Below are 21,623 nucleotides of genomic sequence, written 5' to 3' on the forward strand. Positions count from 1 at the left end.
CTGGACGTCGGCACGTCTGCGTGCCGACACCCCCTTCTGGAGGAATCCTCTTGTTCAGCGCCATCGCGCGGATCTTCCGCACTCCCGATCTGCGGCGGAAGATCGCCTTCACCCTTGCGATCATCGCCCTGTACCGCTTCGGCGCGCACATCCCGGCGCCGTTCGTCGACTTCCCCAACGTGCAGTCCTGTCTGCAGCAGTCGGCGGGCACTGAGGGCCTGCTCTCGCTGGTCAACCTGTTCTCGGGCGGGGCGCTGCTCCAGCTGTCGATCTTCGCGCTCGGCGTCATGCCGTACATCACCGCGACGATCATCGTGCAGCTGCTGCGCGTGGTCATCCCGCACTTCGAGACCCTCTACAAGGAGGGCCAGGCGGGCCAGGCCAAGCTGACGCAGTACACGCGGTACCTCACGATCGCGCTGGCGCTCCTCCAGTCCACGACCCTGGTGACGGTGGCCCGCAGCGGCCAGCTGTTCGGCACCACCAACGTCCCCGAGTGCGAGCAGCTGCTCACCAACGACGTGTGGTGGGCGCAGCTGCTCATGATCATCACCATGACCGCCGGCACGGGCCTCATCATGTGGTTCGCCGAGCTGGTCACCGAGCGCGGCATCGGCAACGGCATGTCGCTGCTCATCTTCACCTCCATCGCCGCCGCGTTCCCCGCCTCCATGTGGGCGATCTGGCAGTCGCGCGGCTTCGAGGTGTTCCTGCTCGTGCTCGCTGTCGGCATCGTCGTCGTCGCGCTCGTGGTGTTCGTCGAGCAATCGCAGCGGCGCATCCCGGTGCAGTACGCCAAGCGCATGGTGGGCCGGCGCACCTACGGCGGCACCAACACGTACATCCCGATCAAGGTCAACATGGCCGGTGTCGTGCCCGTGATCTTCGCATCGTCGCTGCTGTACATCCCGGCACTCATCGCCCAGTTCAACCAGCCGCAGGCCGGCCAGGACGTGCCGGGCTGGGTCGCATGGATCCAGCTGTACCTCGTGCGCGGCGACCACCCGCTGTACATGTTCCTGTACTTCCTGCTGATCGTGGGCTTCACGTACTTCTACGTGGCCATCACGTTCAACCCGGTCGAGGTCGCCGACAACATGAAGAAGTACGGCGGCTTCATCCCCGGCATCCGCGCCGGTCGTCCCACGGCGGAGTACCTGGACTACGTGCTCACGCGCATCACGCTGCCGGGCTCCATCTACCTGGGCCTGATCGCCCTGCTGCCGCTGATCGCGCTGGCGACGGTGGGTGCGAACCAGAACTTCCCGTTCGGCGGTGCGTCGATCCTCATCATCGTCGGCGTCGGTCTCGAGACGGTGAAGCAGATCGACGCCCAGCTGCAGCAGCGGCACTACGAAGGGCTTCTCCGATGAGCCGTCTTCTCATCGTCGGACCGCAGGGCTCCGGCAAGGGCACCCAGGGCGTCCGCATCGCTCAGGCGTTCGGCATCCCCGCCATCTCCACCGGCGATGTGTTCCGCGGCGCGGTCGCAGCCGGCACCGAGCTCGGACAGCAGGTGCAGGCGATCATCGAGGCGGGCAACCTCGTCTCCGACGAGCTGACGAGCGCCGTCGTGCGCGACCGCCTCGCACAGCCCGACGCCGAACACGGATTCCTCCTCGACGGTTATCCGCGCAACGTCGTCCAGGTCATGCACCTCGAGGAGTTCCTCGAGGGTCGCGACGAGCAGCTGGATGCCGTCATCGAGCTGGACGTCCCCCGCGACGAGAGCATCGCGCGGCTGTCGCTGCGCGCGGCCGAGCAGGGCCGCAGCGACGACACCGAAGAGGTCATCGCCAACCGTCTGGCCATCTACGAGCGCGAGACCGCACCGATCCTCGACATCTACCGCACGCGCGGCATCGTCGACCGCATCGACGGCGTGGGCACGCTCGACGAGATCACCGAGCGCATCATCTCGGCGCTCGAGGCGCGCGGCCTGGTGCGGCCGGCGGCCGCCTGATCCCGTGTCGCTGCGCCGCTCCCTCTACAAGTCTCCCGCCCAGCTGCGGGCGATGGTCGAGCCCGGGCTGATCACCGCTGCAGCCCTCGAGGCGGCTCGCGGCCTCATCGCGCCCGGTGTGACGACCGCGGAGCTGGATGCCGCGGCATCCGCCCTCATCACCTCCCGAGGTGCGAAGTCGAACTTCCAGATGGTGCGCGGGTACCGGCACACCATCTGCGCCTCGGTCAACCAGGAAGTGGTCCACGGCATCCCCGGCGACCGGGTCCTGGCCGCCGGCGACATCGTCTCGATCGACGCGGGCGCCGAGTACAAGGGCTGGAACGGCGACTCCGCCTTCACCGTCGTGCTGCCCGACCCGGAGCGGCCCGACGTCGTCGCCGAACGGCAGCGGCTCTCGGACGTGACCGAGGGGTCGCTGTGGGCCGGCATCGCCGCGCTGGCGTCGGCGAAGCACATCGGCGAGGTCGGCGCCGCCATCCAGGAGTACATCGAGGCCAACTCACCGGAGTCGGGTACTTACGGCATCCTCCGCGAATACGTCGGGCACGGCATCGGCCGCAAGATGCACGAGTCGCCGTCCGTGTTCAACTACCGTGTGCCCGACCCGGGGCCCGAGGTCCGTCCGGGGCTGGTCCTCGCGATCGAGCCGATGGTCGTGATCGGGGATCAGGCCACCTTCGTGGAGGACGACGACTGGACCGTCTCCACGATCGACGGCACGGTGGGCTCTCATTGGGAGCACAGCGTCGCCGTGCACGATGACGGAATCTGGGTGCTCACCGCACCCGATGGCGGTGCCGCGGGCCTGAAGGCCTTCGGCGTCACACCGCGCGAGATCGCGTAGGAAGGCTGGAGATGGCACAGGCAGCACGCAAGACGAACTGGTTCGCGATCTGGGTGACCGCGGGCGTCGTGGTGGCGCTCGTGCTCGTCACGGTGCTCGTGATCACGCTCAACAACGCCGCGACGCCCAAGCCGCTGCCGACCGACGTCAACACGCCGTCCGCCTCGAACATCGATGCCGAGACCGGTGCGATCCTCGTCGGCGACGGCGAGAACCGGCTCGACACCTACGTCGACTTCATGTGCCCGATCTGCAACCAGTTCGAGCAGACGTACGGCGCCGAGATCGAGGGCATGGTCGACGACGGCAGCATCACCCTCGGCATCCACCCGATCTCGATCCTCGACGGGCAGTCCAGCGGCACCCAGTTCTCGACCCGGTCGGCCAACGCCGCCTACTGCGTCGCCGCCGCCGACCCGGATGCGGCGCTGCCGTTCCTTCAGGCGATGTTCGAGAACCAGCCCGCCGAGGGCTCGAAGGGCCTCACCAACAGCGAGATCCTCGACATCGCCGCCGGTGTCGGCGTGACCGGGATCGACACGTGCGTCAACGACGGCACCTACGCCGGCTTCGTCACCGCCATGACAGCGGAGACGCCGATCCAGCCCGGCTCGCAGGGCATCGGCACACCGACGGTCGCGGTGAACGGCGAGGTCATCGCCAACTCGTCGCTGCCGCCCGCCGGCCAGCTCGCGTCGCTGTTCCAGTGACCTGAGCCTCGGGATGCCGCGCCCCGCGGCATCCCGGGTGCGCGCCCGCCCGCCGCGCGCTCGTCGCGCCGCCGCCGCCCCCCGCCCTGCCCGCGCGCCCGGCCGCGCCCGCCGCGCCGGCCCTGCCCGCGAGTCGCGCCGGCGTCGCGCCGGCCCCTTACCCGCGAGTCGATGTGTTTCTGCCGGGTCGGGGTGTTTCGCGCGGGCGGAACACGTCGATTCGCCCGCTACGTGTCGACTCGCGGCATCCGGCTGCACCAGGCATGCCCGGCCCGAGGCATCCCGCCCATCCCGGAGCCCGCCGCCCGCGCGCTCGGCCCTGCCCGCGCCCGGCCGCCGTCGCGCCGGCCCCTGCCCGCGAGTCGATGTGTTTCGGCCGAGTCGGGGTGTTCCGCGCGGGCGGAACGCGTCGATTCGCCCGAGACATGCCGAACCGCGGAGCACGAGGATTCCTCCACAGGCGACGTCGGGCGCGGCTTCTGCACATCATCACCGCCCGGGGGACGGATGCCGCGGTGCGCGGGTCACTGTGGGGGAGTGGATGTCGTCAGCGCTCGAGGCATGGTGCAGACCCGGACAGAGCTCGAGGCGCGCGGCATGTCCAGCCGGCAGATCGCCGCGGCCGTGTCGGAGGGGAGGCTGTGTCACATCCACCGCGGCGCCTACGTCGACGCCCTGCTGTGGCGAGACCTGTACGCCGAGGATCGGCACCTGCTGAGGGTCGTCGCCGCCCACGACCGCCGACGCGGCGGCGATGCCGTGTTCGCGCTGGCGTCCGCGGTCTCGCTCCACGGCCTGCCGCTGTTCCGGCTCGAGCCTCGGTGGGTGCATCTGTACGGCGCGCGCGCTGACGGACACGTCCGGACGGGCGACCCCCGGGTTGCGCGGCACCGGGTGGACGTTTCGGACAACGACCGCGACGTCATCGACGGCATCCCGTGCACCAACTTGGCGCGGACGGTCTCCGACTTCATCAGACTCGCGTCGGAGGAAGCCGGCATCGCCGTCGCCGACGCGGCCCTGCGCCGCGTCGCGTGGGACGACCGCGCGCGGGTGTACCGGCAGGAGGTCGCCGAGGCGTTCCTCGCGGACGTCGGGAGTCGGCTCGCGGACGCGGGACGTGGTCGCGGCGTGCGCCGTGGGCGGCACATCCTGAGCCTCGCCGACGGGCGGGCACAGCTGCCGGGAGAGAGCGTCAGCCGCCTGTACCTCCTCAAGCTCGGGTTCGCGCGTCCGTGCCTGCAGGTGCCGGTACCCGCCCCCGACGGCGGCTGGTACTACGTCGACTTCGGCCTGGACGACGTCGACGCGTGGGGCGAGTTCGACGGCGAGGCGAAGTACGTCGTGCCGGAGCTGCGCGGCGGTCTGGACGCGGAGGAGGTCCTTCTCGCCGAGAAGCAGCGAGAGGATTGGATCCGCGGCACCACGCACCGGCGGTACCCGCGATGGGGGAGCCGTCACATCGCATCCGTGCAGACCCTCGGTGCGCGTCTGGCGAGCTTCCACGTCCACCCGCGCTAGCGGCATCCTGCGTCGATCGACACGTTGCGCACCACTCGACACGTTCTGTCCGCGCGCAATGCGTCGACTGGTTCGGAACACCACGACTCGCGAAGGGAGGCCGCGGGAACGGCGGCGAGGAGGCGGGGCGCGAGCCGCGCCGGGGCGCCGGCGGCGAGTTGCCGAGGCATCCAATATCACGTATGCTTGATCTTTGGTGCGTTGCGCCTCCATTGGCGTGTCGCAGCACCGAACCCCATCCACCGCAGACCGACCGGTCTGCACAACTGTAAGCGAGCGTATGGCGAAGAAAGACGGTGTCATCGAGATCGAGGGCGTCGTGTCCGAGGCACTCCCCAACGCGATGTTCCGCGTTGAGCTGAGCAACGGCCACAAGGTGCTCGCCACGATCTCGGGCAAGATGCGGCAGAACTACATCCGCATCATCCCCGAGGACCGCGTCGTCGTGGAGCTGTCGCCCTACGACCTCACGCGCGGCCGCATCGTCTACCGCTACCGCTGAGACCGGTCGAGAAGTAACGCCCCACGCTCAGGCGTGCCCGGCGAAGACAGCGAACAGGAAACATCATGAAGGTCAACCCCTCCGTCAAGCCCATCTGCGACCACTGCAAGGTCATCCGCCGCCACGGCCGCGTGATGGTCATCTGCAAGTCCAACCCGCGCCACAAGCAGCGCCAAGGCTGACCCACGGTCTACGCGGATGCCGCGAGCAGCGGCATCCGCGTCCACAACTGAACATCACGACAGGCAGCGTCAGATCCTCTTCGGAGGGGACACCTCGGGTCGGAGGCCCGGGCACCGACACTGCTCCACACCTCCACCTACTCCCAGGAGAACCGCATGGCACGTCTTGCCGGCGTTGACATCCCGCGCGACAAGCGCGTGGTGATCGCCCTCACCTACATCTACGGCGTCGGCCGTACCCGCTCGAACGAGATCCTCAAGGCGACGGAGATCGACGAGAACATCCGCGTCAAGGACCTCACCGACGACCAGCTCGTCGCGCTCCGCGACTACATCGAGGCCAACTACAAGGTCGAGGGTGACCTCCGCCGTGAGGTGGCCGCCGACATCCGCCGCAAGGTCGAGATCGGCTCCTACGAGGGTCTGCGCCACCGCCGCGGCCTTCCCGTGCGCGGTCAGCGCACCAAGACGAACGCTCGTACCCGCAAGGGCCCGAAGCGCACCGTCGCCGGCAAGAAGAAGGCCGGCCGCAAGTAATCGCGGGCCCGAAGGTTTAGGAGAGCACACACATGGCACAGGCCAAGACCGCCGCGCGCAAGCCGCGCCGCAAGGAGAAGAAGAACATCGCGCTGGGCCAGGCCCACATCAAGTCGACGTTCAACAACACGATCGTCTCGATCACCGACCCGTCGGGCGCCGTCATCAGCTGGGCGTCCTCGGGCGGCGTGGGCTTCAAGGGCTCGCGCAAGTCGACGCCGTACGCCGCCGGCATGGCCGCGGAGTCCGCTGCCCGCCAGGCGCAGGAGCACGGCGTCAAGAAGGTCGACGTCTTCGTCAAGGGTCCGGGCTCGGGCCGCGAGACCGCGATCCGCTCGCTGCAGGCCGCCGGCCTCGAGGTCGGCTCGATCCAGGACGTCACGCCGCAGGCTCACAACGGCTGCCGTCCCCCCAAGCGCCGCCGCGTCTGATTTCCGGGAGCGGGATGCCGTGGCATCCCGCTCCTTTCGACCGTCCCGGTCCCGATGACCCCCCGGTCGTCGAACAGGCGCGACGCGCCGTGCCGGGACACGAGCAAAACTCAACACCTCACCCACCGCACGTGTCATATAGCGGGCACGTGATCGAAAGGAACACATAGTGCTCATCGCACAGCGTCCCACTCTGACCGAGGAGAAGATCGGGGAGTTCCGCAGCCGCTTCGTCATCGAGCCGCTGGAGCCCGGCTTCGGCTACACGATCGGCAACGCGCTGCGCCGCAGCCTCCTGTCGTCGATCCCCGGCGCGGCCGTGACGTCGATCCGCATCGACGGCGTCCTCCACGAGTTCAGCACCATTCCGGGTGTGAAGGAGGATGTCACCGAGATCATCCTCAACATCAAGCAGCTGGTGGTCTCCAGCGAGCGCGACGAGCCCATCACGGCGTACCTGCGTAAGACGGGCGCCGGTGAGGTCACCGCGGCGGACATCTCCGCCCCCGCCGGCGTCGAGGTGCACAACCCCGAGCTGGTCATCGCGACCCTCAACGACACCGCCAAGTTCGAGCTCGAGCTCACCATTGAGCGAGGCCGCGGCTACGTGTCGGCGACGCAGAACCGCAACGAGTACGCCGAAGCCGGTCAGATCCCGGTCGACTCGATCTACTCGCCGGTGCTCAAGGTCTCGTACCGCGTCGACGCGACGCGTGCGGGCGAGCGCACCGACTTCGACAAGCTCGTGCTGGATGTCGAGACCAAGCCCTCGATCGCCCCGCGTGACGCGGTCGCGTCGGCCGGTCGCACGCTGACCGAGCTGTTCGGCCTGGCCCGTGAGCTCAACGTGGAGGCCGAGGGCATCGAGATCGGCCCGGCGCCGGTCGAGACGGTCCTCTCCAACGAGCTGTCGATGCCGATCGAGGACCTCGACCTGTCGGTCCGCTCGTACAACTGCCTCAAGCGCGAGGGCATCAACACCGTGTCGGAGCTCGTCGCCCTGTCGGAGACGCAGCTCATGAACATCCGCAACTTCGGCCAGAAGTCGGTCGACGAGGTGCGCGACAAGCTCGTCTCGCTCGGCCTGTCGCTGAAGGACTCGGTCCCCGGGTTCGACGGTGCGCACTTCTACGGCGGCTACGACGACGAGACCGTCTGAGCCCGCCGGTACCCGACCGACTTTCCTTCCACTGGAGTAACTGAGAATGCCCAAGCCCACGAAGGGTCCCCGCCTCGGAGGCGGCCCCGCCCACGAGCGTCTGCTGCTTGCGAACCTGGCCGCCGCGCTGTTCACGCACAAGTCGATCAAGACGACCGAGACCAAGGCCAAGCGTCTTCGTCCGCTCGCCGAGCGCCTGATCACCTTCGCCAAGCGCGGCGATCTGCACGCCCGTCGCCGGGTGCTGTCGGTCATCGGTGACAAGGAAGTCGTGCACGTCCTGTTCACCGAGATCGCCCCGCTGGTCGCGGACCGCGACGGCGGTTACACTCGCATCACCAAGGTCGGCAACCGCAAGGGCGACAACGCGCCCATGGCCGTCATCGAGCTCGTCCTCGAGCCGGTCACGAAGAAGCCCTCTGCGAAGAAGGCCGCCGCGGCGAAGGCGGATGCCGCTCCCGCTGCCGCCGCGTCGACCGACGCCGATGAGAGCACTGCCGAGGAGTCGAACGTGAGCAACGAGCCCGTCGAAGACACCACTCCCGAGGAGTCGGCGACCGCCTCCGGTGCTGAGTCGCAGGAGGAGGGCGCCGCCGCTGAGGCTGCCGCCGAGGACGCCGTCGAGGCTCCCGCCGACGAGAAGTCCGAGTAATCGGGCAGCCGGGCCACGCTGCCCGGCCGGCCGCGGCACCGCCCGGCCACCCTTGCACCGCGAGACCCGCCACCGTCAGGTGGCGGGTCTCGCTGCGTCTGCGCAGCGGGATGCCGCACGCCCGGCCAGCGGGACGCCGCAGGTCTGCGCAGCGCGACGCCGGAGGTCTGGTCAGCGGGATGCCGCACGCCCGCCCAGAGCGATCCCGCGGGTCCGTCCGGCGGACGCCGGAGGTCTGTTCACCCCTGATGCAGCAGGTCGGCGCTGAAGATCGCCGCGAGCCGGCCCGCGCGGTCGGCGGCGAACGTCCGCCGCTCCTGAGCCAGCTGCTCGACGGCGGCGGCGACGGTGTCGGCGAAGATGCGCCCGCCGGCGGCGCCCGGATGGATGTGGTCGCCGGCGAGGAGGTCCTCGTGAGGGGCGATGGCGCCGGCCCAGTCGGCGACGACGACGTTGCGATGGGCGTCGGCAAAGGCGGCGAGGTCGGCGTTGACACCGGGGATCCAGTCCCGGGGCGCGTAGGCGTTCACGAGGACGAGGTTGCCCTTGGGCCCGACGGCAGCGGCGATGCGCTCCAGGGAGTCGCGGTCGATCGGTCCGTTCGTACCCAGCGCGACGACGACATACGGACGCAGGCGACCGGCTGCCGCGAGCGAGTCGACAATGCCGGGCCCCGCCCACATCGACCGCGACACCTCGGCGTCGATCTCGATGCCCGGCAGCCTCTCCATCAGCCCACCCGCCGACGCGAGCATGACGGAGTCGCCGACGGCGGTGATCTGGTCGCCGGTGACCGGCGCCGGAGCGGGCGCGGCATCCGTGGGCTGACCCGGTGCCGGACTGGGGGCGATCGGTGCCGGAGGGCGGTGCTTGATCGCCTGCGCGAGCGCTTCTCTGCCCGCGGCGACCGCGGCCTCGGCGCTGGACTCGTCGGGCGCCGCCGCCAGCGCCGCGCCGGTTCCGGCGAGCATGAGTGCGCCCGCCAGGGCGGCGCCGAGCACGCGCAGACGGGAGCGTGGCCCCGAGCGCAGTCGCTCGAGCACCGATCGCGCCGACGCACGGAAGCCGCGGCGCCGGACGGGCGTCTCGAGGTAGCGGTAGGAGAGTGCGGCGACTCCCGCGGTCGCAACCACGACCAGCGCGCCGATCCAGACCGGTGCGGTGGCGACCGTCGTGCCGGGAGCGAGCGCCGCGACCGCGAGGACCAGCAGCGGCCAGTGCCAGAGGTAGATGCCGTACGAGCGGTCACCGATCCAGCGCAACGGCTGCACGTCCAGCGCTGGACCGAACCACGACCCCGGCCACACCCCTGCGGTGATCGCGACGGCGCTGAGAACGCTCGCCGTCAGAAGCGTCCCGGGGAACGTCGCGGCGGAGTCGGCCGGGTGCAACGTCGCCAGTGCCACGAGCCACACCACGGCCAGCACCCCCAGCGCGCTGGTCACGTGGCGAGCGGGCGGCGAATCGACCCATCGCGGCCGCGTCGCCGTCGGCTTGGGCGCCGACGGCGGCAGCACGATCCGCCACTGCGGTCCGCGGCCGCCGTTCGGGGCCGCGAGGATCCCCTCCAGCGCCGGGACCGATGCCGCCGCCGGACGGCCGAGCGGCGCCAGCAGGAAGGCCAGCCCCACACCCAGGAGCAGTCCGAACGCGTGGGTGTCGGTGCCGAAATACGCGCGCGTCAGGTCTCCGCCACCCGAGACGAGCGCCGCCATCCACAGCGCCGACGTCGCCGCGAGCACGAACGCGATCGCCGTGCGCGCCCAGGAACGGCGGATCAGCAGGAAGAGCAGGAACAGCAGCGGCCACACCAGGTAGAACTGCTCCTCCACGGCCAGCGACCAGAAGTTGCGGAACAGCTCGGGTGTCGCGGCCGAGAAGTAACCACCGCCCGCCGCGATCGAGAACCAGTTGTAGCTGAAGGTCGCCGCGCCGAGCACCTGCTCGTCCAGGTGCACGAGCACGTCACCGCCGACGAGCCACGCGAGAGCGGAGCACACCACCACGACCAGCGCGAGCGCCGGCAGCAGTCGCCGCGCGCGTCGCTGCCAGAATCTGCCCAGAGCCACCCGGCCGGTGGCGGCATGCTCGCGCAGCAGCAGGCTCGTGATGAGGAACCCGCTGATCACGAAGAAGACGTCGACGCCGAGGAATCCGCCCGGCAGCAGCGCGGGCGGGAAGAGGTGGTAGACCACCACGAGGAGCACCGCGATCGCGCGCATGCCGTCGAGTCCGGCGAAGCGGGCGGCGGGGCGAGGAGCGGGCGCGGTCGACGTCATGGCTTTCGATGTAGGCACTGGGAAGCGGCAAGTCTACGTCGCCCGTCTGAGAGGGCCCGGGATCGTTCCGGCGCGGCTTGCAGCTCGGTGCCGTCGGGCGGTGGCGGCGGCCGCGGATGGGCTGGGGCCGTGCGGATCCGGCTCGACATCGCCTACGACGGCACGCACTTCCGCGGCTGGGCCCGCCAGCCCGGGCTGCGCACGGTGCAGGAGACGCTCGAGGCATCCCTGGCCCGCGTCGTCGGCGGCGATCCGCGGCTCGTCGTCGCCGGCCGGACGGATGCCGGAGTCCACGCGACCGGTCAAGTCGCCCACGTGGACCTCGATGACGCGCAACGCGAGCGGATGCTCGCCCGGCACGCGCGTCCCACGGCGCAGGCGCAGACACCGCAGGAGCGCGCCGCTGCCCTCGCCGCCCGCATGACGGGAGTGGTCGGCGCGTACGCGGATGTCGCGGTGCGCCGCTCCGGCATCGCGCCCGCGGGGTTCGATGCGAGGTTCTCAGCGGTGTGGCGTCGGTATGAGTACCGGATCGCCGACGCCGTCACCGGCTACGACCCGCTCGAGCGTCACCGCACCACCACGGTGCGCGCGGCGTTGGACGTCGACGCGATGGATGCCGCGGCTCGGGCGCTCACCGGACTGCACGACTTCGCCGCGTACTGCAAGCCGCGGGAGGAGGCGACGACGATCCGCACGCTGCTCGAGTTCGACTGGCACCGCGATGCCGCCGGAGTGCTCACCGCCAACGTGAAGGCCGACGCGTTCTGTCACAGCATGGTGCGCGCCCTCGTCGGCGCCTGCGTCGCCGTGGGGGAGGGCCGCCTGGACGCCGCGGACGTCCTCGAGATCCGTGACGGCCGGGAGCGCGTGCCCGAGGTGAAGGTGCTGGCCGCGAGAGGCCTCACGCTGACCGGGGTGGGGTATCCCGCCGATGACCTGCTGGCCCAGCGCGCCGAGCAGACGCGGGCGCGGCGCGACCTCGGCTGACAGGCCCGCGACGGGGCGCCGGGCGCGTCCCGCTCACGACGGCCGAGGGCGCCACGAGGACATGGGTGGCACGATCACGGTCGCTCCGACTGGCTGATCAGTCGTTCGACGACCGTCGCGCCGACTCGTTCCCAGCGGTCGCCGCCCTTCTCGCTGGCCAGGCGCGCCGCCTCGCGTCCGGTGTAGACCAGCGCGTCGAGGTCGTAGCCGAGGACGGACGCCGGTGCCCATCCGGCGCTCGCGGTGGGGCGGATCGGGAGTGCGCCGTGCACATCCAGCAGCGTCACCCTCTCCAGTATCGTGCGCAGCAGCTCGCGGACCGCGGCATCCTGACGAGGCACCAGCACCACGACCGAGCCCGCCGAGGGCGACCCGACGTCGGACTCGGCCGGGAACACGGCCCGCGCCTCCTGCTCCAGCCGCTCCGAGAGGTTCGCGAACGCCGCCGCGCCGGCACTGCGGCGGATGTCGAGCGCGTCATCGAGCTGGAGGTAGACGATCGACCACGGGTCAGAGCCGCGTGCGGCGCGCAGCAGCCGATCGCCCGCGATCTTCTCGAAGTGCTGCCACCCGGTCGACAGGGTCGCGGCGCGGCCCAGTCCGCTGTCGCGCGCAGACGTGCCGACGACGGCCAGCAGAGCGCAGCCGACGTACACCAGCATGCCCGCCGACGAGATGAGCCGCACGAGGCCGAAGTCATCGCTCCCCGACGGCGGGAACAGCAGACCCGCCAGGAGCGTCGCGGTCCCGGTGAGGAAGAACGCGATCGACACGATCGCCAGGGGAAGCACGAGACGGTCGGTCCGCCGGGCGGCGACGCGTGACCAGTCGAGCACGAACAGAGCAGCGAAGACGGATGCCGCGAAGAAGACGATGCGGTAGGTCACGGTGAACCACCTGATGTCGTCGACGCTTCCCAGCACGGCCGCCGACGCGGCGGCGACCACCCCACCTGCCCAGGCGTGCGGACGCAGCCCCCATCCGGCACGGAACCCCGACCACAGCAACGCCGGAGCTCCCATCAGCGCACCCAGCGACACGCGGCGGAGCGTCTCCATGTCGTTGATCTGCGCGGCGACCACACCGTACGTCGCGAGCATCGCGAGGGTGAAGGCGAAGCTCCAGTACAGGGTGGGTGGGCCGGGCTTGACGAGGAAAGCGATCCCGATCGTCAGCGCCGTCGCCAGGGTCGTCATCACGGCCTGCGCGACGCCGAGATCCACGGCTGATGCCGCCATGAGGTCTGTCATGCGGGTCCTCCGTCGTCGCGCCCGGTAGCGCCGGTGTCGTGGTCGGTCGCGCGGGGGAGGCGCACGCTCACCGTCGTGCCCTCTCCAGCCTGGCTTTCGACCGACAGCGTTCCGCCGTGTGCGCGGACGATGTCGTTGCTGATCCCGAGGCCGAGGCCGGTGCCGCCGCTGGTCTGCTGGGCCTCGGCCGTACGGAAGTACGGTGTGAGGATGCGTGGCAGGTCGTCGGCGGCGATCCCTATGCCGGTGTCGGTGACGGTCAGGGTGACGGCATCCCGATCGACGACGCCCGCGATCCGCACGCGGCCGTCGCGCGGCGTGTACTTGATCGCGTTGCTGACGATGTTGTCGACCACCTGCCGCAGCCGGAAGCCGTCCGCCGTGATCAGCAGCGGCTCGTCGGCGAGGACCTCGATCTGGACGCCGCCCGCGGTGGCGGTGGGGCGGAAGGATGCGACCGACTCGTACAGGATCTGACGCAGGTCGATGTCGTCGACCTCGTCGCGGCCGGAGAACCCGCGGCGGGTCGTTGACGCGAGGCTCTCGGTCATCGTGAGCATCCGCTCGCTCGCGCGGATGATGGCCTCGAACCGCTCACGCGTGCGCGGCGTGAGCTCGTCGAGCTCGAGGGCGAGCTCGGCGTTCCCGATCATCACGGTGAGCGGATGCTTGAGCTCGTGCGAGGCCATCGCGGTGAACCGTTCGCGCTCGCGCTGGGCGTAGGTCAGCGCGGTGACGTCGTGGACCACAAGCAGGATGCTGGAGCCCTCGTCGCCTCGTGCCTGGAGTCTCTTGGCCGACACCGAGAGCGCCCGCCACTCGCCTTCCGCGGTGAACAGCCACACGGAGGCGTCGGTGAACGTCTCGCCGCGCGACGCCCGCGCGAACGGCCGCTCGCCGGAAGGGATCGGCATGCCGCGTAGGCCGGTGTACTCCACCGAGCGGGCGGGAAGCGTGGGATCCATCGCGTCGAGTCCGTACAGACGCGAGTACGCGTCGTTGACCGCGAGCACTTCGCCCTCGGTGGAGATGCGCGCGATGGCCGTGTCGAGGCCGTTGAGGATCTCCAGCGTCCGGCGCTCCTGGTGGGCGCGCCGGGTGAACGTCGCGGTGAGGCGACCCGCCTGGCGGCGCAGCAGTCGCCGGAGCGAGCGCGTGCGCCGCAGCGCGAGATGGGCGGTGATGCCGATGAAGGTGAGCGAGAGCAGCACGATGAACACGCGCAGCGGGCCGAGGCTGGACGTGGACGTGAGCGCCGTGTCGACGAGGAGGATGAGCCCGATCATCGCCAGCATCGCCGCGAGGGCGCGGGCACCGAAGTGCATCGCGACCCACATCACGGGGAAGCCCCAGAGGTAGCCCAGGCGAAGCTCCGTGCCGCTGGAGAGAAGACCGATCGCGACGGCGTCCGCGAAGGGGATCGCCAGAACGGCGGCCGCCGGAAGGCGCGACCACGGAAGGCTGATCGTCGCCAGGGTGAAGAGGACGACCAGGACCGTGCCCACCAGGAAGCCGGCTCGCCCGAACAGCGACGGCTGCAGCACCATCACCAGAAGAGCGGTGATGAGCACGCTGGCGGCCAGGACGAGCTGGGTGAGCCAGATCGAGCGGGTGCGGCCGTCCGGCGAACCGACGACGAACCCCGTCCGAACCGCCCCCGTGACCATACGGCGATCCTACGGATCGGCACGCGGGTCGCGTGGCTGCCGCCCCGGCGACCGGCCAACCTCTCCTTGCGGATGTCTTGCGCCAACATTGCGCTCCTCTTTCGCACCGCTCCGAAGACCGTTGCGGTCGGCGCGCGAGGCTGTAGGCGTGCCGGCGATCCCGGCCCACGGACCGAAGGGGAGAACGTGACGGATCTGGTCCCGCTCGAGGCGGTGCTCGAGGACATCTCGGCGCACCGTTCGACGATCGGCTGCGTCATCCCTGCCGACAACGAGGAGGAGTCGATCACCCAGGTGATCCAGTCGCTGCTCGGCCAGACACGTCTTCCCGACATCATCCACGTCGTCGTCAACAACACCTCGGATGCGACGGTCCGGCGTGCGTCGCAGTTCGCCGGCCCGCACGAGGTTGTCACCGACCTCGGCGAGCAGTTCACCGAGGTCTTCGTCCACGACATCGGCGCGAATCCCCACACGAAGATCGGCGCCCTCAATTACGGGTTCACCCTCGTCGAGGGATACGACTACCTGCTCGGCGTCGACGCCGGCACCGTCGTCGACGCCCGGGCTGTCGAGTACCTGGAGGCGGAGGCGGTCTCCGACAGCAGTATCGGCAGCATCTCGCTGACCTCCGCGGTCGCGCCTCGGAGCCGCAACCCGGCGGTGCCCGCCGGCGAGGTCTCCCTCTTCTCGGTGCAGGCCCTGCGTGAAGTGATGACGGAGAATCACCAGTCGATGCCGTGGACACAGGACGACCGGGTGGGGGACTCGCTGCTGTTGCTGCAGATGCTGCGCGCCGGATACCTCACGAAGACCCGCCCCTGCGTCCGCACCGATGTGCGGGTGCGCGGGCTCCAGAACCTCGGAACGGTCAGGAACCGGTTCGTTCGCGTCGCGTTCGTCGGGCTGGTGGCCGGCTCGCTGTCGCTGGCGGCCGTCATCGCGCTCATCCGTCGCCGGCACGGATACGAGGTCTGACGCGGACCCGAAACGCGTCAGGGGAGAAGCCGCGGCTGGGGAGCGCGGCAAGGGGAGGGGAAGGAGGGGGTGCCTCGCAGGGGGAGCGGGGCATCCTCTCCTCTTCGTACGGCGGCCGGCTCAGACCGCGTCGGAGGTCAGCCGATAGCCGACGCCGCGCACCGTCTCGATGTAGCGCGGGTTGGCCGCGCTCTCCCCGAGCTTGCGACGCAGGTTGGTCATGTGGGCCTCGACCGCGCGCTTGTCGGCGTCCTCGACGTAGTAGCTGGTCACGTACGACTCGCCGCGCAGCACGAGCGTCAGGTCGGCTTTGCTGCGCACGCGCCGCTTGGACTCCAGCAGTGTCGCGAGCAGATCGAACTCCGTGCGGGTGAGGTCGAGCTCCGCCTCCCCGATGCGGGCGATGCGCGTGTCGGGGTTCAGTCTCAGGTCCCGATGCGCGAGCCATTCGCCGTCGGAGACGGGAGGCATGCCGGCGGTCGCCGGCTGGACGGGCGCCGGCGAGGCGGGCGGCCGCGCCTCGGGGCCGCTGCGCGCCCGGCGAAGGATCGCCTCCAGCCGGGCGCGCAGCTCGCGCGGGCGGAAGGGCTTGAAGAGGTAGTCGTCCGCACCGGCGCCCAGGCCGGCGATGACGTCCGCCTCGTCACCGGCGCCGGTGAGCATGATGATGAACGTGTCGGACTGGGCGCGGATGCGCCTCGCCGCCTCGATGCCGTCGATGCCGGGCATGTTGACGTCGATCGTCGTCAACAGCGGCCGGTGGGTGAGGACGGCCCGCACGCCGTCGATGCCGTTGCCGACGGACACGGTCGAGAAGCCCGACGACTCGAGGACCTCGGCCAGCACATGCCGGATCTCCGGGTCGTCCTCGATGATGACGGCCGTCTTCAGGTCATCGGCGGGGGTGCTCATTCGACGAAGGCCTTCTCTCGAACGGAGGATGGACGTTCGCCGAGCACCGACCCCAGCTGCGGCCCCCGACGCATACGCAGGTTACCGATGATGCTACACAACCGGCCCGGCGGCGGCCTGTGCTTCCACGACACCGCGCCGATCTGCCGGGCGACGGTTCACGCGGTGCGTCGACGGGCGCTGCGAAGACGCACCAGGGGAGCGGCCGGCCGCGGCACTGTCCGTGTCCGGTGACCTGCTGCGCGTGCGCCCGCCGGCTGCCCGGACAGCTGCCCGGACAGCTGCGCGAGAGCAGCCGCGAGCGGATCCGCAGCGAGCTGAGCCTCGAACGCCGCGGCGACGATCCGCGCGGCGCGCTCCAGCTCCCGCGTCCGCTCCAGGCCGTCGCGGCATCGGGCGACGGCACGGTCGGCCTCGGCATGGGCGGCACGCAGACGGGCGCGGTCATCCTCGCTGAGGTCGCGTCGCCCGGCCGTGCGCTCGAGCTCGACACCGGCGCGCGAGCGCTTCGCGATGCTGACCCGCAGTGCTCGCTCGGCCGACTCACGGTCGGCGCGGCACGTGGCGAGGGCGTCGGCGAGCTGCTCGCCCACGGTTGCGGTGGATGCGGAAGCGGTCATGGCTCCTCCTGGGGTTCGTGGTGCGGACGCCGGCGATCCGCCGTCCGGTAACTGAGAGCACCGACGTCGCCGCTTGGTACATCGGTCGGCGTGTTCGCCCGCGTTCCGTTCCTGAGAGGTCGCGATGCGGATCCGCAACGGCCACCCGGAAGAAAGGTTCACGACATAGGCTGGCCCCGACATGAAGGTGATCTCGTACAACCTGCGCAAGCATCGCGCGGCGGGGGAGCTCGTCCAGCTGGTGGAGCGGTACGGCGCCGATGTGCTGTGTCTGCAGGAGGCGGACACCACCGACCTGCCCGATGAGATCTCGGGGCTCCGGCTGGCCGATGCCACGCAACGCAACCGGCTGGGGCTGGCCGTGTACTACCGCGAGAACACCTTCCGCGCGGTGGGCGTGCGTGCCCTCGCCCTGAAGAAGTCACTCCACGATCGCGTCCTGAAGCCTGCCGAGGAGCGCCTCCTGGGGGTGCGGCTGCACGATATCGACGAGAACACCGACGTCATCGTCGCCTCGTTCCACGCCGCGCCCCTGACCGCCCTGAACTCGCTGCGGCGCCACCAGATCCGCACCGCGCTCGCCGAGCTGCAGCAGCTGGGTGACGGACTGCCGGCCCTGATGGTCGGCGACTACAACTATCCGATGTTCAAGGAGCACCTCGGACAGCATGTTCGTGAGCAGGGGTACGAGCTCAACCTCAGCGACTCACGCACCTACACGCGGTACCGCTTCTTCCGGGGCCACTATGACTTCGCGACCTCGGTGGGGTTCGAGATCGACCGGGTCCGCACGCTTCCGCAGGGCCTCAGCGACCACCTGCCGATCCTGGTCACCGCGCACCCGGCGTCCGGGGCGCGATCGGTCGACGTCGACGAACCGCAGACCGGCGCCGCCTGACCTCTCCCCGCGCCGGGCCGCGACTGTGCCCTCGGGGATGTCGCGCCCGTGGCGTCAGGGACGGCCCATGCCGAAGTAGGTCCACCCCGCCGCGCGCCATGCGGCGGCATCCAGCCCGTTGCGGCCGTCGACGATGATGCGGCCGGCCGTGAGGGACGACGCATGCTCGGGGGACAGCTGCCGCCGGTACTCGTCCCATTCCGTGACCAGCACGACCGCGTCGGCATCGCGGATCGCCTCATCGCGGTCGGTGATGTACGTCAGCTGCGGGTGCACCCGGCGGGCGTTGTCGATCGCGGCGGGGTCGGTGACGACCACGTCGGCGCCGAGTCCCCGCAGGCGGACCGCGACGTCGAGCGCGGGCGAATCGCGGATGTCGTCGCTGAACGGCTTGAACGCCGCGCCGAGCACCGCGACCCGCTTCTCGAACACCGAACCGCCGAACGCCTGCACGACCAGTTCGACCGCGCGATCGCGGCGGCGGAGGTTGATGGCATCGACCTCGCGCAGGAACGCGACCGATTCTCCGCGGCCGAGCTCCTCGGCCCGCGCGGAGAACGCGCGGATGTCCTTCGGCAGGCAGCCGCCCCCGAATCCGATGCCGGCGCCGAGGAAGCGCCGGCCGATGCGCACATCGTGCCCGATGGCGTCGGCCAGCTGGGTGACGTCCGCGCCCGTCACCTCGGCGATCTCGGCCATCGCGTTGATGAACGAGATCTTCGTCGCGAGGAACGCGTTGGCGGCCACCTTGACCAGCTCGGCCGTCGACCAGTCCGTCACGATGAACGGGGTGCCCGCGGCGACGGCAGGGTGGTACACCTCGCGCAGCAGCGCCGCGGCGTCCGTCCCGGTGACCGCTGCCGGGTCGGCTCCGCTGGAGTGCCCCAACCCCACGACGAGCCGGTCGGGCTCGACGGTGTCTTTGACGGCCCACCCCTCGCGCAGGAACTCCGGGTTCCACACCAGTGCGGCGCCGGTCGCCTCGATGCGGGGCGCGAGCTCGGCGGCGGTGCCCACGGGCACCGTGGATTTTCCGGCGACGACGTCGCCGGGGCGGAGGTAGGGCAGCAGCGCGTCGACGGCTCCGTTCACATAGGTGAGGTCCGCAGCGTATCCACCCTGCTGCTGCGGCGTCCCCACCGCGATGAAGTGCACGCGCGAGCCCGCGGCCTGTGACATGTCGGTGGTGAAACTCAGGCGACCCGAAGCGACCCCGCCGGCGAGCAGGTCCTCGAGGTCCGGCTCGAAGAAGGGCGCCTCGCCGCGCGAGAGCGCGTCGATCTTACGGGGATCGACGTCGATGCCCACGACCTCGTGGCCGATCGAAGCCATCGCGGCCGCGTGGACCGCCCCCAGATACCCGCAGCCGATGACAGTGAGGCGCATGCTTCCCCCAAGATCCGCGACGATGTGCGTCGCGGCATCCTTCCTATCAGAGTCGGGGTACGTCACCTAAGCGGCAGGAGCGAGGGGTCCGGATCGCGCCAGTTCTCGATGCCCTGGACCACCCAGAACATCAGGAACAGGGTCAGTGCCGCAGCCTCGGTGACCAGCACGATCGGGACGCCCGACTCCGCCGCCTGCGGCAACGCGACGACATACGCCACCAGGACGACCACGAGTCCGACGGCGATCGCCGTGTACAGCGCGCGGAACACCGGCGCGGGAGGAGCGCCCCGGCGCGGAAAGGCGCTCAGCATCGCGACGGCGGCGAACAGGGCGAAGAAGGCGATCGTCGCGGCGAAGTGCGCGTGCTGCAGGAAGGCCTCGCGGGCGAGCGTCCAGGTCGCACCGACCGCGACGAGCACCGACACGGTGATCGCCAGCGATGCGCCGACCGCGCGGAAGGCGACCTGGCGCAGCGCCACCAGCAGCAGCGCGACGACCACCACGACTCCGCCCACGACGAGGTACGTGACCACGCCGTTCTCGGCATCCGGTTCCGCCACGGGCGGGAAGCAGGTGGCCTCGCAGGTCTCACCGACGCCCGGTACGGATCCGGGGACCACGGTGGTGGGCACGAGGGCGATCAGCGGGGCGAACAGCGCGGCGGCGTCGAGCAGCCAGCGCTGCACCCCGCGCCCCGACAGTGCGACCAGCGCGAGCGTGGCCGCGATGAGGGAGCCGACCAGGACGTTCCTGGCGGGCGTGTAGAAATAGTCGCTGACCGACGGGAGCCAGCCGACGGATGCCGCGGCCGTGGCCACCGCCACGAAGATGGCGACGACCGTTCCGGCGACTCCGATCCGCAGGTAGCGGTAGGTGCGCTCCAGCGAGGTCGACGGGGCAGGGGAAGACATGGTGCACACGATATCCGCGACGGTGCGGACGGGATGCCTCGCCACCAGATCAGCGCAGATCCGCGGCGGAGGGCGAGGCGGCGCGCGTCTGGTAGACTCAACGTTTGGTGTGCGGCTCAGCTGACCCGGCACCACGAACGTGAGCCCTCCACTGGCGTGTTCCTGGCGTTTCGTCTCGCTTCGCTCGCTCAACGAGCGAGGCAGGAACCACCCCGGAGTGGGATTCACGAACCTCTCCGTTCGATCAAGAAAGCAGCACTACTGTGACGCGCACCTACACCCCCAAGGCTGGCGAAGCCCAGCGCGAGTGGCTGGTCATCGACGCGACTGACGTCGTCCTCGGCCGCCTCGCCTCGCACGCTGCCGCGCTCCTGCGTGGCAAGCACAAGCCCACCTTCGCGCCCCACGTCGACCAGGGCGACTTCGTCATCATCATCAACGCCGACAAGGTGGCCCTCACCGGTCAGAAGCTCGAGCAGAAGAAGGCCTACCGCCACTCGGGCTACCCGGGCGGCCTCAAGGCCGTCACCTACTCGGAGCTCCTCGAGAAGAACCCGGTGCGCGCCGTGGAGAAGGCCGTCCGCGGCATGCTCCCCAAGAACACCCTGGGCCGTGAGCAGCTCTCGAAGCTGAAGGTGTACGCCGGTGGCGAGCACCCGCACGCCGCCCAGAAGCCCACCGCTTACGTTTTCGACCAGGTCGCCCAGTAAGCGCCGGACAGAACAGGACACACTGATGGCGAACATCGAAGAAACCCCCACCAGCTACTCGACCGAGACCCAGGTCGACGAGACCGTCGTCGCCGCCGAGCGCCCCGTGCTCTCGGTCTCGGGCGCGGCCGTCGGTCGCCGCAAGCAGGCGATCGCCCGCGTGCGGGTCGTCCCCGGTTCGGGCACCATCACGGTCAACGGCCGTACCCTCGAGGACTACTTCCCGAACAAGCTGCACCAGCAGCTCATCACCGACCCGTTCACGGTGCTCAACCTCACCGGCGCGTACGACGTCATCGCCCGCATCTCGGGCGGCGGCGACTCCGGCCAGGCCGGTGCGCTGCGCCTGGGCATCGCTCGCGCGCTGAACGAGATCGACGTCGAGAACAACCGCCCGACCCTCAAGAAGGCCGGCTTCCTCTCGCGCGACGCCCGCGTCATCGAGCGCAAGAAGGCCGGTCTCAAGAAGGCCCGCAAGGCGCCGCAGTACTCGAAGCGCTGATCGGCTTCATCTC

The 21,623-nt window shown here is 70.2% G+C and carries 23 protein-coding genes; 16 read left to right on the forward strand and 7 right to left on the reverse strand.

Annotated elements, in window-relative coordinates:
- Positions 1-50: 50 nt before the first annotated feature.
- From secY to rplQ, 11 genes are all read left to right on the forward strand, one after another.
- Entirely contained in the window at positions 51-1,373 is a 1,323-nt protein-coding gene (gene secY / locus C9992_RS15665; protein ID WP_106816571.1) for a preprotein translocase subunit SecY, read from the forward strand.
- The gene (locus C9992_RS15670) at positions 1,370-1,963 is read left to right on the forward strand and encodes an adenylate kinase (RefSeq protein ID WP_106816572.1); all 594 of its coding nucleotides are present in this window, start codon (positions 1,370-1,372) and stop codon (positions 1,961-1,963) included. The genes secY and C9992_RS15670 overlap by 4 nt, the downstream gene beginning before the upstream one ends.
- A 4-nt stretch (positions 1,964-1,967) precedes the next feature.
- A complete protein-coding gene (gene map / locus C9992_RS15675) occupies positions 1,968-2,810 on the forward strand; it encodes a type I methionyl aminopeptidase (protein ID WP_106816573.1) in 843 nt (280 codons plus the stop codon).
- Between the two features lie 11 nt (positions 2,811-2,821).
- A complete protein-coding gene (locus tag C9992_RS15680) occupies positions 2,822-3,520 on the forward strand; it encodes a DsbA family protein (RefSeq protein ID WP_106816574.1) in 699 nt (232 codons plus the stop codon).
- A 597-nt stretch (positions 3,521-4,117) separates the two neighbouring features.
- Positions 4,118-5,041 (forward strand): hypothetical protein, encoded by a 924-nt coding sequence (locus C9992_RS15685; RefSeq protein ID WP_146145343.1) that lies wholly within the window; start codon positions 4,118-4,120, stop codon positions 5,039-5,041.
- A gap of 280 nt (positions 5,042-5,321) precedes the next feature.
- On the forward strand, positions 5,322-5,543 hold the full coding sequence (gene infA / locus C9992_RS15690) for a translation initiation factor IF-1 (RefSeq protein ID WP_018171468.1): 222 nt from the start codon (positions 5,322-5,324) through the stop codon (positions 5,541-5,543).
- Between the two features lie 65 nt (positions 5,544-5,608).
- Positions 5,609-5,725 carry a 50S ribosomal protein L36 gene (gene rpmJ, locus C9992_RS15695; RefSeq protein ID WP_005050492.1) on the forward strand — a complete coding sequence of 39 codons (117 nt, stop codon included), beginning with the start codon at positions 5,609-5,611 and terminating at the stop codon, positions 5,723-5,725.
- Positions 5,726-5,881: 156 nt separating this feature from the next.
- Positions 5,882-6,262: a 30S ribosomal protein S13 gene (rpsM, locus tag C9992_RS15700; RefSeq protein ID WP_106816576.1), complete on the forward strand. Its 381-nt coding sequence runs from the start codon at positions 5,882-5,884 to the stop codon at positions 6,260-6,262.
- Between the two features lie 32 nt (positions 6,263-6,294).
- Positions 6,295-6,693 (forward strand): 30S ribosomal protein S11, encoded by a 399-nt coding sequence (gene rpsK, locus C9992_RS15705; protein WP_056117708.1) that lies wholly within the window; start codon positions 6,295-6,297, stop codon positions 6,691-6,693.
- Between the two features lie 169 nt (positions 6,694-6,862).
- On the forward strand, positions 6,863-7,852 hold the full coding sequence (locus C9992_RS15710) for a DNA-directed RNA polymerase subunit alpha (RefSeq protein ID WP_106816577.1): 990 nt from the start codon (positions 6,863-6,865) through the stop codon (positions 7,850-7,852).
- A 46-nt stretch (positions 7,853-7,898) separates the two neighbouring features.
- Positions 7,899-8,504, forward strand: a complete 606-nt coding sequence (gene rplQ / locus C9992_RS15715) for a 50S ribosomal protein L17 (protein ID WP_106816578.1) — start codon at positions 7,899-7,901, stop codon at positions 8,502-8,504.
- Positions 8,505-8,743: 239 nt separating this feature from the next.
- Here rplQ and C9992_RS15720 read toward each other — a convergent pair whose 3' ends face one another.
- A complete protein-coding gene (locus C9992_RS15720) occupies positions 8,744-10,783 on the reverse strand; it encodes an acyltransferase family protein (protein WP_106816579.1) in 2,040 nt (679 codons plus the stop codon).
- A gap of 129 nt (positions 10,784-10,912) precedes the next feature.
- Here C9992_RS15720 and C9992_RS15725 point away from each other — a divergent pair, with 129 nt between their 5' ends.
- Positions 10,913-11,773, forward strand: coding sequence for a tRNA pseudouridine synthase A (locus C9992_RS15725; protein ID WP_106816580.1), 861 nt, complete (start codon positions 10,913-10,915; stop codon positions 11,771-11,773).
- A 74-nt stretch (positions 11,774-11,847) separates the two neighbouring features.
- Here the strand turns inward: C9992_RS15725 and C9992_RS15730 are convergent, their stop codons facing one another.
- Positions 11,848-13,023: a nucleotidyl cyclase domain-containing protein gene (locus C9992_RS15730; RefSeq protein WP_106816581.1), complete on the reverse strand. Its 1,176-nt coding sequence runs from the start codon at positions 13,021-13,023 to the stop codon at positions 11,848-11,850.
- Positions 13,020-14,690, reverse strand: coding sequence for a sensor histidine kinase (locus C9992_RS15735; protein ID WP_106816582.1), 1,671 nt, complete (start codon positions 14,688-14,690; stop codon positions 13,020-13,022). The genes C9992_RS15730 and C9992_RS15735 overlap by 4 nt, the downstream gene beginning before the upstream one ends.
- A gap of 186 nt (positions 14,691-14,876) precedes the next feature.
- Between C9992_RS15735 and C9992_RS15740 the strand changes: the two genes are divergently transcribed.
- A complete protein-coding gene (locus C9992_RS15740; RefSeq protein ID WP_235008280.1) occupies positions 14,877-15,668 on the forward strand; it encodes a glycosyltransferase in 792 nt (263 codons plus the stop codon).
- A 120-nt stretch (positions 15,669-15,788) separates the two neighbouring features.
- Here C9992_RS15740 and C9992_RS15745 read toward each other — a convergent pair whose 3' ends face one another.
- Positions 15,789-16,580 (reverse strand): response regulator transcription factor, encoded by a 792-nt coding sequence (locus C9992_RS15745; protein WP_106816584.1) that lies wholly within the window; start codon positions 16,578-16,580, stop codon positions 15,789-15,791.
- 158 nt (positions 16,581-16,738) lie between these two features.
- Entirely contained in the window at positions 16,739-17,200 is a 462-nt protein-coding gene (locus C9992_RS15750; RefSeq protein WP_106816585.1) for a hypothetical protein, read from the reverse strand.
- A 181-nt stretch (positions 17,201-17,381) separates the two neighbouring features.
- Here C9992_RS15750 and C9992_RS15755 point away from each other — a divergent pair, with 181 nt between their 5' ends.
- Positions 17,382-18,098 (forward strand): endonuclease/exonuclease/phosphatase family protein, encoded by a 717-nt coding sequence (locus tag C9992_RS15755; protein WP_106816586.1) that lies wholly within the window; start codon positions 17,382-17,384, stop codon positions 18,096-18,098.
- A gap of 54 nt (positions 18,099-18,152) precedes the next feature.
- Here C9992_RS15755 and C9992_RS15760 read toward each other — a convergent pair whose 3' ends face one another.
- Positions 18,153-19,484: a UDP-glucose dehydrogenase family protein gene (locus tag C9992_RS15760; protein ID WP_106816587.1), complete on the reverse strand. Its 1,332-nt coding sequence runs from the start codon at positions 19,482-19,484 to the stop codon at positions 18,153-18,155.
- A 62-nt stretch (positions 19,485-19,546) separates the two neighbouring features.
- Positions 19,547-20,398, reverse strand: coding sequence for a hypothetical protein (locus tag C9992_RS15765; protein WP_106816588.1), 852 nt, complete (start codon positions 20,396-20,398; stop codon positions 19,547-19,549).
- A 263-nt stretch (positions 20,399-20,661) separates the two neighbouring features.
- Here C9992_RS15765 and rplM point away from each other — a divergent pair, with 263 nt between their 5' ends.
- Both rplM and rpsI read left to right on the forward strand, forming a co-directional pair.
- Positions 20,662-21,108: a 50S ribosomal protein L13 gene (gene rplM, locus C9992_RS15770; RefSeq protein WP_106816589.1), complete on the forward strand. Its 447-nt coding sequence runs from the start codon at positions 20,662-20,664 to the stop codon at positions 21,106-21,108.
- Positions 21,109-21,133: 25 nt separating this feature from the next.
- Positions 21,134-21,610 (forward strand): 30S ribosomal protein S9, encoded by a 477-nt coding sequence (rpsI, locus tag C9992_RS15775; RefSeq protein ID WP_106816590.1) that lies wholly within the window; start codon positions 21,134-21,136, stop codon positions 21,608-21,610.
- Positions 21,611-21,623 lie beyond the last annotated feature (13 nt).

The sequence above is a fragment of the Microbacterium timonense genome, from assembly GCF_900292075.1.
In the GTDB taxonomy this organism is placed as follows: Bacteria; Actinomycetota; Actinomycetes; order Actinomycetales; family Microbacteriaceae; genus Microbacterium; species Microbacterium timonense.

Coding starts and splice junctions, on each gene's coding strand:
- C9992_RS15670 (WP_106816572.1), top strand. CDS start 1,370: ATGAGCCGTCTTCTCATCGTCGGACCGCAGGGCTCCGGCAAGGGCACC.
- C9992_RS15680 (WP_106816574.1), top strand. CDS start 2,822: ATGGCACAGGCAGCACGCAAGACGAACTGGTTCGCGATCTGGGTGACC.
- C9992_RS15685 (WP_146145343.1), top strand. CDS start 4,118: ATGTCCAGCCGGCAGATCGCCGCGGCCGTGTCGGAGGGGAGGCTGTGT.
- infA (WP_018171468.1), top strand. CDS start 5,322: ATGGCGAAGAAAGACGGTGTCATCGAGATCGAGGGCGTCGTGTCCGAG.
- rpmJ (WP_005050492.1), top strand. CDS start 5,609: ATGAAGGTCAACCCCTCCGTCAAGCCCATCTGCGACCACTGCAAGGTC.
- rpsM (WP_106816576.1), top strand. CDS start 5,882: ATGGCACGTCTTGCCGGCGTTGACATCCCGCGCGACAAGCGCGTGGTG.
- rpsK (WP_056117708.1), top strand. CDS start 6,295: ATGGCACAGGCCAAGACCGCCGCGCGCAAGCCGCGCCGCAAGGAGAAG.
- rplQ (WP_106816578.1), top strand. CDS start 7,899: ATGCCCAAGCCCACGAAGGGTCCCCGCCTCGGAGGCGGCCCCGCCCAC.
- C9992_RS15720 (WP_106816579.1), bottom strand. CDS start 10,783: ATGACGTCGACCGCGCCCGCTCCTCGCCCCGCCGCCCGCTTCGCCGGA.
- C9992_RS15730 (WP_106816581.1), bottom strand. CDS start 13,023: ATGACAGACCTCATGGCGGCATCAGCCGTGGATCTCGGCGTCGCGCAG.
- C9992_RS15735 (WP_106816582.1), bottom strand. CDS start 14,690: ATGGTCACGGGGGCGGTTCGGACGGGGTTCGTCGTCGGTTCGCCGGAC.
- C9992_RS15745 (WP_106816584.1), bottom strand. CDS start 16,580: ATGAGCACCCCCGCCGATGACCTGAAGACGGCCGTCATCATCGAGGAC.
- C9992_RS15750 (WP_106816585.1), bottom strand. CDS start 17,200: ATGACCGCTTCCGCATCCACCGCAACCGTGGGCGAGCAGCTCGCCGAC.
- C9992_RS15755 (WP_106816586.1), top strand. CDS start 17,382: ATGAAGGTGATCTCGTACAACCTGCGCAAGCATCGCGCGGCGGGGGAG.
- C9992_RS15760 (WP_106816587.1), bottom strand. CDS start 19,484: ATGCGCCTCACTGTCATCGGCTGCGGGTATCTGGGGGCGGTCCACGCG.
- C9992_RS15765 (WP_106816588.1), bottom strand. CDS start 20,398: ATGTCTTCCCCTGCCCCGTCGACCTCGCTGGAGCGCACCTACCGCTAC.
- rpsI (WP_106816590.1), top strand. CDS start 21,134: ATGGCGAACATCGAAGAAACCCCCACCAGCTACTCGACCGAGACCCAG.